Source organism: Variovorax sp. GW821-FHT09B01 (assembly GCF_059418345.1).
Genome location: NZ_JBWKPQ010000037.1, coordinates 25,040 through 35,680, shown reverse-complemented (window position 1 = coordinate 35,680; position 10,641 = coordinate 25,040). Strand labels below are relative to the sequence as shown.

The 10,641-nt window shown below is 67.7% G+C and carries 10 protein-coding genes and 5 tRNA genes; 5 read left to right on the top strand and 10 right to left on the bottom strand.

Translation table 11 applies throughout. The annotated features are described in order from the left end of the window. Positions 1–56 precede the first annotated feature (56 nt). A complete protein-coding gene (locus AC07RV_RS43680) occupies positions 57–539 on the bottom strand; it encodes an Hcp family type VI secretion system effector (RefSeq protein WP_057597029.1) in 483 nt (160 codons plus the stop codon). A gap of 209 nt (positions 540–748) precedes the next feature. Next, positions 749–1,465 (bottom strand): SIR2 family NAD-dependent protein deacylase, encoded by a 717-nt coding sequence (locus AC07RV_RS43675; RefSeq protein ID WP_296781428.1) that lies wholly within the window; start codon positions 1,463–1,465, stop codon positions 749–751. Between the two features lie 166 nt (positions 1,466–1,631). Here AC07RV_RS43675 and AC07RV_RS43670 point away from each other — a divergent pair, with 166 nt between their 5' ends. Further along, positions 1,632–2,468, top strand: a complete 837-nt coding sequence (locus tag AC07RV_RS43670; protein WP_296781429.1) for a hypothetical protein — start codon at positions 1,632–1,634, stop codon at positions 2,466–2,468. Between the two features lie 6 nt (positions 2,469–2,474). Here AC07RV_RS43670 and AC07RV_RS43665 read toward each other — a convergent pair. The 8 genes from AC07RV_RS43665 to AC07RV_RS43630 all read right to left on the bottom strand — a co-directional run bounded on the left by AC07RV_RS43665 (position 2,475) and on the right by AC07RV_RS43630 (position 6,871). Continuing rightward, a tRNA-Asn gene (locus AC07RV_RS43665) sits at positions 2,475–2,551 on the bottom strand. An 8-nt stretch (positions 2,552–2,559) separates the two neighbouring features. Beyond that, positions 2,560–2,636: transfer RNA gene (locus AC07RV_RS43660), tRNA-Arg, on the bottom strand. 7 nt (positions 2,637–2,643) lie between these two features. After that, positions 2,644–2,719 (bottom strand) — tRNA-Glu (locus tag AC07RV_RS43655). A 19-nt stretch (positions 2,720–2,738) separates the two neighbouring features. After that, positions 2,739–2,814: transfer RNA gene (locus AC07RV_RS43650), tRNA-Trp, on the bottom strand. Positions 2,815–3,178: 364 nt separating this feature from the next. After that, positions 3,179–3,255 (bottom strand) — tRNA-Leu (locus tag AC07RV_RS43645). Positions 3,256–3,791: 536 nt separating this feature from the next. Next, entirely contained in the window at positions 3,792–4,625 is an 834-nt protein-coding gene (locus tag AC07RV_RS43640; RefSeq protein ID WP_296781430.1) for a carbohydrate ABC transporter permease, read from the bottom strand. A gap of 13 nt (positions 4,626–4,638) precedes the next feature. Next, positions 4,639–5,562, bottom strand: coding sequence for a carbohydrate ABC transporter permease (locus AC07RV_RS43635; RefSeq protein WP_296781431.1), 924 nt, complete (start codon positions 5,560–5,562; stop codon positions 4,639–4,641). A gap of 34 nt (positions 5,563–5,596) precedes the next feature. Further along, complete coding sequence (locus AC07RV_RS43630) at positions 5,597–6,871, bottom strand: extracellular solute-binding protein (RefSeq protein ID WP_296781432.1); 1,275 nt, start codon at positions 6,869–6,871, stop codon at positions 5,597–5,599. A gap of 135 nt (positions 6,872–7,006) precedes the next feature. On the opposite strand from AC07RV_RS43630, the gene AC07RV_RS43625 reads away from it, so the two are divergent. From AC07RV_RS43625 to AC07RV_RS43610, 4 genes are read left to right on the top strand one after another with little or no spacing between them, the layout of a single operon-like run. Beyond that, complete coding sequence (locus AC07RV_RS43625; RefSeq protein ID WP_296781433.1) at positions 7,007–8,050, top strand: LacI family DNA-binding transcriptional regulator; 1,044 nt, start codon at positions 7,007–7,009, stop codon at positions 8,048–8,050. Positions 8,051–8,067: 17 nt separating this feature from the next. After that, positions 8,068–9,024: a phosphate acetyltransferase gene (locus tag AC07RV_RS43620; RefSeq protein ID WP_093340280.1), complete on the top strand. Its 957-nt coding sequence runs from the start codon at positions 8,068–8,070 to the stop codon at positions 9,022–9,024. A 9-nt stretch (positions 9,025–9,033) separates the two neighbouring features. Then, positions 9,034–9,492 (top strand): GNAT family N-acetyltransferase, encoded by a 459-nt coding sequence (locus AC07RV_RS43615; RefSeq protein WP_296781434.1) that lies wholly within the window; start codon positions 9,034–9,036, stop codon positions 9,490–9,492. 31 nt (positions 9,493–9,523) lie between these two features. Then, a complete protein-coding gene (locus tag AC07RV_RS43610; protein ID WP_296781435.1) occupies positions 9,524–10,453 on the top strand; it encodes an SMP-30/gluconolactonase/LRE family protein in 930 nt (309 codons plus the stop codon). The last annotated feature ends 188 nt before the right edge of the window (positions 10,454–10,641 follow it).

Sequence of the window (10,641 nt, the reverse complement as noted above, 5' to 3'; positions counted from 1 at the left end):
ACGCACGGGCGCGCACGAGCCGGCGCGCATCGCACGCCGGCCTGCACGCGCGGTGCTCAGGCTTCCCGGTTTTCCTTGATGTTCCAGCCGAGCTGGGTTTCGGCGCCCTTGCCGCCCTTGTCGGTCTGTTCCCAGTACTGCTGCTTGACCTTGGCGGCCTGGAACGCGTACTGCACGAACACCGCGTCGCTGCCCTGCTCGGCCGTGTACTGCACCGAAGTGACCAGCACCTCCTCGAGCGTCACGCGCGTGTATTCGATCTGCGAGCCGCCGGCCTTGCAGACCGACACTTCGATCTTGCCCAGGTGCTTGCCGCTGGCGCAGTTCTTCAGCACGGCCGGTGCCGCCTTGTCGATGCGCGCGAGCACCTGCAGGTCGTTGAAGCTGGCCTTGCCCACGCCACCGCCGCCACCGCTGACCATGTTGCCGGGCTGGGTCGCGCCCCATGCGAAGGACTTGATGTCCGTCCAGTCCTTGTGGTTCGCGTCCTTCGATTCGCCATTCGCGCCTTCGACGCGCATGAACATGTCTACCGCCATGAGCTGCTCCCGTGTTGCGTTGAAACCGCCTGGAAGGTAGGTGATGCGCGATGGGCTCGCCAGTGCAGAAGGTCACGGCGAAAAAAGCACTACCCGCCCGCAACCTTAGGAACAATCGGTTCTTTCAGGGGCTCTGGGCGCGAAGGCCGAAACAAGGCGACACAAAAAAAGCCCGTCATCTCACGATGACGGGCCCGCGTTGGCGAACGCTACGCGCCCGCTCGCTCCGCTTCCGCGATCCATCGCGCGACGAGCGTCGGCACCTGCTCGGTCGCCCTGCCGCGCATGAAGACGAAGCCGCGCGGCACCTCCTCCATCTCGAGCGACACCAGCACCTTCTCGGCACTGGCGTGCGCGTACCGTGCGAGCGAAGCGGCCGGCTGCACCGCGAGCGAGGTGCCCACCACCAGCACGCGCGCCGCGGTGGTGACGTGCATCAGCGCCTCGTCGAAGTGCTGCACCGATTCACCGAACCACACGATGTCGGGCCGCAGCTGCGTGCCATCTTCGCACAGCTGGCCCATCTCGATCGCCGCGCCGTCGATGCGGTAGCGATGACGCCGCTCCGAGGTGCCGCGCGCATAGGCGAGCTCGCCGTGGATGTGCAGCACCTGCGTGGAGCCCGCACGCTCGTGCAGTGCATCGACGTTCTGCGTGACGATGACCACCTCGTAGACCGGCTCGAGCGAGGCGATGGCCGCGTGCGCCGCATTGGGCTGGGCCGCCCAGGCCTTCTGGCGGCGCTCGTTGTAGAAGGCCTGCACGGTCTGGGGATGGCGCTGCCAGCCCTCGGGACTCGCGAGCTCCTGCCACGGATGGTTGTTCCACAGGCCCTTGGCGTCGCGGAAGGTGGGCAGGCCGCTTTCGGCGCTCACGCCCGAGCCCGAGAGCACGACGATCTTGCGGGGTTGAACGGTGGTTGTCATGAAGAGGACTCCGAAGGGAACAAGAAACCCGGGGCGGCGTCGAACGCACACCCCGACCGACCCCGCCATGCGGGATTCTTTTCGAGCGGCGACCGAGCGCCGCGAGAATGCCAGAAGCCCGCCGCGGCCCTTCACGCGACCGCGCGCACGCATCCGACCACGAGCCATGACCAGCACCACCACCTCCAACCGACCGCTGCAGCGCTTCTACCTTCTCGCCGTCGCCATCGTGGTGTTCCTCGGCTGCTGGGTCGCGCCGATCGACACGCCCGCGCGCGCGCAGGTCGAGGACGGACTCAAGCGCGCCCTGACCACCTTCGCCGCGGCACGCGCGCTCGGCGCGGTGGTGTCGGTGGCGCAGGGCACGCAGGTCGACGCCACGCCCGGCGGCATCGGCGTGAGCCTCGCACCGGGCCAGGCGCTCAAGCCGCTCAACGAACTGATCGAACAGTTCGCGGCCATCATGCTGGCGGCCAGCGTGTCCTTCGGCATCCAGCTCGTGCTGCTGAAGATCGGCGCGCATGCTTACATGTCGGTGCTGGTCTGCGCGGTAGCGCTCGCATGGATCGCCTGGCGCTGGCAAAGCGGCCGTTCGCCGCGCTGGCTGCAGTCGCTGTTGATCGGGCTGCTGCTGGTGCGCTTCGCGGTGCCGCTGTCGGCCATGGCCAACGAGGGGCTGTACCGCGTCTTCATGGCCGACGAGTACCAGTCGGCGCTCGCGCTGATCGAGAAGTCGCCGGCCGCCGTGGTCGACACCACGCAAGAGGCGCAGCCGAATGCGCAGGAGGGCTGGAAGGAACGCATCGAGCGCTGGCTGCCGAAGCTGCCGAACCTCAAGGCCACCTACGACCAGATCATTCGCTCGGCCTCGGACTGGGCCGAGCGCATCGTGAAGCTGATCGCGCTGTTCGCGCTGCAGACCGTGGTGCTGCCGATCGCGCTGCTGTGGATGGCGTGGCGGGTGGCGCGGGCGCTGGTGCGCGAGCCGGTCAGGCCTGCATGAATTGAATGGCTCCCCGAACACGGTTCGAACGTGTGACCTGCGCATTAACAGTGCGCCGCATCTACCAGCTGAGCTACCGGGGAAAAAAGAATGGCCCCACGTGCACGACTCGAACGTGCAACCCCCTGCTTCGTAAGCAGGTGCTCTGATCCATTGAGCTAACGCGGGATGAGGATGGCATCTCGTGCGGGATTCGAACCCGCGATTTCCGGAGTGAAAGTCCGGCGTCCTCACCGCTAGACGAACGAGACGCAGAAAGAAAAAACGAGGTGGCGCGCGCGGAAGGAATCGAACCCTCAACCGCTGGTTTTGGAGACCAGTGCTCTGCCAGTTGAGCTACACACGCACGATAAGAACGAAGATGGTCTGGGTGGCAGGACTCGAACCTGCAGCCTCCTGCTTCCAGGGCAGGCCGTCTACCTGATTGACATAGGGTCTGTCATCAATCAAACGCCCTCGCGAAGCCCTGTTGCGCGGGGCAGTGCAAGGCGCCCTGAGCGCTGCGTAGCGCGCTACGTAAGCGAAGGGCAACGCCGCAATGCACCGCGCAACAGGGCTTCCCTCCGGGCTGGCCCCGCCATGCGGTGGCTACTTTGTCGGCCGGCTTGCCCATGGGTGACCATGGGCAAGCCGTCCTTCGCGTATCCACCGCATGGCGGGGCCAGCGCGAGGGCGTTTGATTGATGACAGACCCTAAACCCAGAGAAATTTGGTGCCTCGGGGGAGACTCGAACTCCCAGAATTCCGCTTCTAAGGCGGACACGTCTACCGATTGCGTCACCGAGGCTGAATGTGTTTTCTCTTGCTTGCCGAGGTGAGGGGCCGCGCCATCGCGGCCCCGCCTCGTCGTTTCGAATTTTTAAGGAGCGTGCATGGGCCGCCTGGCTTCATGCGCTGCAGCACGATCGCTGCATGGGTCAAGGGTTCGTTGCACAGGCCCAAAACGAAAAGGCCCGGAACCTTTCGGTATCCGGGCCTCTTGGTAAAGAGCGCTTGGGAGGTCGTCGCCTAAGCGCGTCCTCCACCCGGATGCAATCTGTGGTTCTCGTTCAGCCATGCAGCGACCGTGACGGCCAGCAGAGCGCGCACGAGCGGCCGGACCGGCATGGGTCGGAGGCTGTCGATGCAAATGCGGGCTGCGGTGGTCACGATGGGTCCTGTGGTGCTGTGTGTGAAATCGAAAGATGCGCAGTCTGCTGCGCGAAGGAGTCGGACTGTAAATAGTCTTTACTCCGCCGTCAACACATCGATCGAAAAAATTTTGGCGTAGCAATGCACGAGGTCTGCATCGCACGTTCGATGCCTTGGGAGCGCGGGCCCGTCTCAGCCCTTGAGCACGCCCGCCATCATTCCCTTGACGATCCGCTCCTGCCCGACCGCATAGGCGGCCAGCAAGGGCAGCGAGGTGAGCGTCGCCACCGCAAGCATCGCGGGGATGTTCGACGAGAACTCGCCCTGGTAGTCCCACAGCGCCAGGGGCAGCGTGCGCATGCCGGGCGAGCTGGTGAGCACGTAGGCGAAGATGAATTCGGTCCACAGGTGGATGCCGTTGTAGATCGCCACCGTGGCGATGCCAGGGCCGGACAGGGGCAGGAAGATCTGCCGGAAGATGGTGAACGGACCGCTGCCGTCGATCTCGGCGGCCTCCTCGAGTTCACGCGGGATCTGGCGCATGAACTCGGTCAGGATGACGATCGAGACCGGCAGGCTGGTGGCGACGTAAGGACCGATCAGCGCGAACAGCGTGTCGTAGAGGCCGAGGTTGCGCGTCATCAGGTAGACGGGCACCAGCGTGACGTGCAGCGGCACCACCATCGCGGCGACGATCAGCCCGATCAGCGCGTGGTTGAAGCGGAACCGCAGGCGCGCGAGCGCGTAGGCCGCCATCGTCGACGTCGCGACGATCAGCAGCACCGAAGCACTGACCACCAGCAGGCTGTTTCGCAGATACCCCGCATAGCCGCCTCGCAGCACCGACAGGTAGTGGCTCCAGTCGAAGCGCTCGGGCCAGGCCCACAGGCTGCCCGAGAACATGTCCTGCTGCGACTTGAGGCTGGTCACCAGCATGAAGGCGATCGGCAGCAGCGTGACCGCGAGCCAGCCGAGGGCCAGCAGCCAGACCAGGCCGCGTGTCAGCGGACGAGAGCGGAAGCGCACGGCGCCAGTCATCTCACACCGGGGTCGAGAAGCGCCGCGTCAGGCGCAGGCCAAAGGCGGCGATCAGCGTCACGACCAGGAACATCGCCGAAGCGATGGTGCTGCCGTAGCCGAGCTGGTAGGACGAGAACACGGTGCGGTACATGTAGGTCGCCATCAGCTCCGAGGCGCCTTCGGGACCGCCGCCGGTCATCACGTAGACCAGGTCGAAGTAGCGCAGCGAGCCGATCACGGCGAGCATCGCGGCGATGCGGATGGTGCCCCGCAGCCAGGGCAGCTTGATGCTCCAGAACACTATGGAGGGACGCGCGCCGTCGAGGCGCGCGGCCTCGGCGAGCTCGCGCGGAAAGGAGGCCAGGCCGGCCAGGAACAGGATCATGTGGAACGGGATGTTCTGCCAGCAGACCACGAGCGCCACGGACAGCAGGGCCAGGCGCGTGTCGCCGAGCCAGTCCTGCGCCAGCCCCGGCAGGCCGATGGCCTGCAGCAGCGTGTTGAGCGGGCCGAAGTTGGGGTCGAGGATGTTCTTGAAGACCACGCCCAGCGCAACGCTCGAGAACAGCAGCGGCAGGAAGTAGAGCAGCTTCAGCCATTGCGAGCCGCGGCCCGCGCGGTCGAGCAGCAGGGCCAGCGCCAGCGCGACGGGCAGCTGGATCAGCACCGAGAGCAGCGCCAGCAGCAGGTTGTTGCACAGCGCGCGCCGGAACTGCGTGTCGTGCAGCAGTTCGATCCAGTTGCGCAGGCCGACGAAGACGCGGCCGGCGCCCAGGCCGTTCCATTCGAACAGCGAGAGACGGAAGCTGTCGACGAGCGGATAGACCAGGAAGACCAGCAGCAGCAGCACGGCCGGCGCCAGGAACACCACCGGCGCGAGCCGCCGCGCCAGCGCGGCGCGGCGCCGTGGCGTCGATGCGAAGACGGAGACGCGCGAACTCACGATGAAGGCTCCTGGTCCGGGCACGGGCCGGTGCTCAGCGCGGCATCCGCGCCGCCAGCGCCTCCATTTTCCGCGCGGCCTGCTCGGGCGTCATCGAGAGGCCGAACAGCGCCTGCACCGTGTCCTTGTGCAGCTCGGCGAGTTGCGGCGGCAGTTCCTGGTCGTACCACAGCTGCACCGACGGCGCGCTCACCACCGTGCTCATCAGCCGCTGCAGCAGCGGATCGGCGAGCTGCAGTCCCTTGACCGGCACCATGCGGCTGTTGGCCAGCCGGGCCCGCACGGCTTCGTCGTCGACCATGGTCTTGATCAGCGCGTACGCGGCCTCGGGCGACTTGCAGGCGCTGGAGATGCTGTAGAAGTTGGTGCCCATCGAACCGATGACGGTATCGCCCGCGCCCTTGCCGTTCGGCACGGTGGGAAAGGGAAAGAAGTCGACCTTCTTGCGGAACGCCGGGTTCTCGTTCTGGATGTTGCCGAGCTCCCAGCTGCCCATCAGCGTCATCGCGGCCTTGCCGGCATAGAGCAGGCGGCGCGAGGCGCCGGCGTCGTAGTCGAGCCCGTTGAAGCCCGGCGCGAAGGCGCCCGCCTGCACCAGCTCCTGCAGGTAGCGGCCGGCCTCGACGAAGGCCGGCGCGGCGAAGCCCTCCCCGCCCGTGCGCGCCGCCGCCTTGCGAAAGGCATCGGGGCCGCCGATGCGGTCGACCAGGTACATGAAGTACATCGAGCCGGGCCACTTGGACTTGTTGGCCAGCGCGAAGGGCGCGATGCCCAGCCCCTTGAGCGTGCCCACCAGCGCCATCAGCTCGGGCCAGGTGCGCGGCGGCTTCAGGCCGTGCCGGCGAAAGAGTTCGGTGTTGTAGAAGATGACCGCCGCCGAGGTCTCCTCGCCGGGCAGGCCATAGACCTTGCCGTCGACGGTGGTGGCGTCGAAGGCCCCGGGAAGAAAGCGCGCGCGGAAGGCCTCGTCGCGGGCCAGGTAGGGCGAGAGGTCGAGCACCTGCCCGGCCTTCACGTACTCGCGCAGCAGGCCGCCGCCCCAGTTGGCGAACACGCACGGCGGCTGGTTGGCGCCGAAGGCGATCTTGAGCTTGACCTTGTAGGCCTCGTTGGCGATCGGCGAGCGCTGCACCGTGTAGCCGGCATGGCTGTTCTCGAAGCGCTTGCCGGCGTCCTGCAGCACCCGCGAAACGCCCGGCTGGGTCTGGATGTCCCATGCCGTGATGGTCGGGGCGCCCTGCGCCGCGACATAGCCGAAGATGCAGCCGGCGGAAATGGCCCATCCGCCGGCGAAAGACCGAGGCTTCATTGCCGTGCCCACTCCTGAAGGTTCAGACGTCATAACGATATTGTTAACGTTAATTATCTCAATACTGGTAAATACCATGTAATCCATAGCGAAACCGTGAATAACGTTACAGAAGGGCGTTACGCGAACGTTATGATGCCCCGAGTACAACGCTTCAACCTCCAGGACATGGCGCGGACCACCATCACCTTGGCCGACATCGCGGCGGCAGCCGGCGTGTCGGTCATGACCGCTTCGCGGGCCGTCAACAACCAGCCCGGCGTTTCCTCGCAGACCCGAGACGCCTTGCTCAAGGTCGCGTCCGAGCTCGGCTACGAGGGCCACCGCACGGCCTCCAAGTCCGGTACGCGCCCCCGCCTCATCGGGCTGATCGCCACGCGCCTGAACCATCCGTTCGTTGCCGACATCGTCGGCAGCGTGGTCGAAACGGCCGCCGCCGCCGGCATCGAGGTCCTGGTGTATTCGCAGGGCCCGCCCAACAGGCCGCCTTCGGTCGAGGTGCTGCAGCTGATGCGGCAGTCCACCGAGGGGGTGGTGGCCCTGCTGCCCTACAGGCTCGACCTGATGATCGACATGGCCTCGGAGCGCTTCCCGGTGGTGATGATCGACAGTCCCGGCGAGCCGGGCGAACTGCCCTGCGTCGCGGCCGACAGCTACGGCGGTGCACGCGCCGCGATGAAGCACCTGGCCGAACTCGGGCATCGCCGCATCGCCTTCGTCGCGGGCGCCGAGAAGCTCGAGTCGGCGCTCGATCGGCGCCGCGCCTACGACGACGCGATCGCGGTGCACGGGCTGGAACGCGACCCGGCGCTGGTGGTGCCCGGCGAGTACGACTTCGAGGGCGGCCGCGCCGCGGCACGCCAGCTGCTCGCGCTGCCTCGACGTCCCAGCGCCGTGTTCGCCGCCAACGACCTGAGCGCCTTCGGCCTGATGGGCGTGTTCCAGGAGCATGGGCTGCGGATCCCCGAGGACGTCTCGGTGGTGGGCTTCGACGACGTCGCGGCCGCGGCCCAGGTGCATCCCGCGCTCACGACCGTGCGGCAGCCGCTGGCCGACATGGGCCGTGCCGCGGTCAGCACGCTGCTGGCGCAGATCGCGGGCGTCGACGCCGGCACCACGCGCGTCACGCTGCCCGCCGAACTGATCGTGCGCCGCTCCACCGCGGCACCGGCACGCTGAGAGAGAAGGAGCCCCGCATGACCTCGTCGACCCCCACCGCCTCCCATCCGCACTACGACCGCCTGATCGCCACCGCGCGCGGCCTGCCGCCGCTGCGCGTGGCGGTGGTGCATCCGGCCAATGCCGTGTCGCTCGAGGCGGCGCTCGCCTCGGCCGCGCTGGGCCTGATCGCGCCCACGCTGGTGGGCCCGCGCGCGAAGATCGAAGCGGCGGCGCACGAGATCGGCATCGACCTTTCGGGCATTCCCATCGTCGATGCGCCGCACAGCCATGCCGCGGCCGACGCGGCCGTGGCGATGGCCCTGCGCGGCGAGGTCGATGCATTGATGAAGGGCAGCCTGCACACCGACGAGCTGATGGGCGCGGTGGTGCGCCGCGAAGGCGGCCTGCGCACCTCGCGCCGCATCAGCCACTGCTTCGTGATGGACGTGCCCGGCCATGCGCAGCCGCTGGTCATCTCCGACGCGGCGATCAACATCGCACCCACGCTCGAGGAGAAGGTCGACATCGTGCAGAACGCGATCGACCTCGCGCATGCGCTGCTGATGCCGGCCGTGCGCGTGGCCATCCTCTCGGCCACCGAAACGGTCAACGCCAAGGTGCCCTCCACGCTCGACGCGGCCGTGCTCTGCAAGATGGCCGACCGCGGCCAGATCACGGGCGCGCAGCTCGACGGCCCGCTCGCGATGGACAACGCGATCGACGCCGAGGCCGCGCGCATCAAGGGCATCGTCTCGCCCGTGGCGGGCCGTGCCAACGTGCTGATCGTGCCCGACCTCGATGCCGGCAACATGCTCGCGAAGAGCCTCACCTTCCTCGGCGGCGCCTATGCGGCCGGCATCGTGCTCGGCACCAAGGTGCCGGTGATCCTCACGAGCCGCGCCGATTCGGAAGCGGCACGGCTCGCCTCGTGCGCCGTCGCGTCGATGCTCGCGAAGGCAGGGCGCGACCGGCTCATCAAGGCCGTGGGGTAGCCTTCGTCCATGACCATTGCGCCCGAGTCGCCCGATCAGCCCGAGGTGATCGCCCTGATCGCCGAGCTCGACGCTTATCAAGACACGCTCTATCCACCCGAAAGCCGGCACGCGCTCGACCTCGCGTCGTTGAAGCAAGCCAACGTGCTGTTCTTCGTCGCGCGCGACGATACGGGGCGGGCCATGGGTTGCGGCGCGGTGGTGCTCGACACCGCGCAGGGCGAGATCAAGCGCATGTATGTCGCGCCCGGCTTCCGGGGCCGGGGCATCGCGCGCCAGTTGCTTCAGGCGCTGGAGTCCGCCTCCATCGACGCGGGCTGCAAGCTGCTTCTGCTCGAGACGGGGCCGTTTCAACCCGAAGCCCTCGCCCTCTATGCTTCGCTAGGCTACGAGCGCCGCGGCCCCTTCGGCAGCTACACCGACGACCCGCTCAGCGTGTTCATGCAGAAGGCGCTCGCAGACCGCTGAGGCCCAACGTCCACGCGCCAGGAGACACCCGATGAAGATCCGAGAAATCGCCAGCGGCCTGCAGTTTCCCGAAGGACCGATCGCCCTGCGCGACGGTTCGGTGCTGCTGGTGGAGATCGCGCGCGGCACGCTCACGCGCGTGCGGCCCGATGGCCTGGTGCAGGTGGTGGCCGATCTCGGCGGCGGCCCGAACGGTGCCGCGATCGGTCCCGACGGCGCGGTCTACGTCTGCAACAACGGCGGCTTCAAGTGGCATGCCGAGGCCGACGGCAGCGTGCGGCCCGTGGGCCAGGCCGACGACTACTCGGGCGGGCGCATCGAGCGCGTGAACCTCTCAACCGGCCGCGCGGAGCGGCTCTACGACACGGTCGAGGGCGGCGCGCTGTGCGGGCCCAACGACATCGTGTTCGATGCGCACGGCGGCTTCTACTTCACCGACCTCGGCAAGGTGCGCGAGCGCGACATGGACCGCGGCGGCCTGTTCTACGGCCATGCCGACGGCGCCGCCGCGCATGCGATCGCGCGGCCCGTGATGACGCCCAACGGCATCGCGCTGTCGCCCGACGGCCAGACGCTCTACTACGCCGAGACCGAGGGCGCGCGCGTCTGGGCCTTCGACATCGTGGCGCCGGGCCGCGTGCGCAAGGACGGCTGGCCGTCGCCGCATGGCGGGCGCATGCTCTGCGCCTCGCCGGGCGGGCACTACCAGCGTTTCGATTCGATGGCGGTCGATGCGCTCGGCAATCTCTGCGTGGCGACGCTGCTGCACGGCGGCATCAGCATCGTGGCGCCCGACGGCGGCCAGGTCGAGCACCTGCCGCTGCCCGACCGCTACACCACCAACATCTGCTTCGGCGGCCCCGGCCTGCGCACCGCCTTCGTCACGCTGTCGGGCAGCGGGCGGCTGATCGCGATCGACGACTGGCCCACGCCCGGGCTGGCGTTGAACCACGAGGCCTGAAGTCCGCGCGCGGCGCGCGCCACGCAAGCACATTCCCACCGCTCGCGCTTGTACCGAGTTGCTGTTGTCGCGCCCGCGTCAGCACAGCATCTCGGTACAAGCGTGCGCGCACCTGCGTTCCTACGATGCCAGCTCACTCAACAACCAGGTGTGGAGACATGAAACGTCAGGACAGAGGTACGGGGATG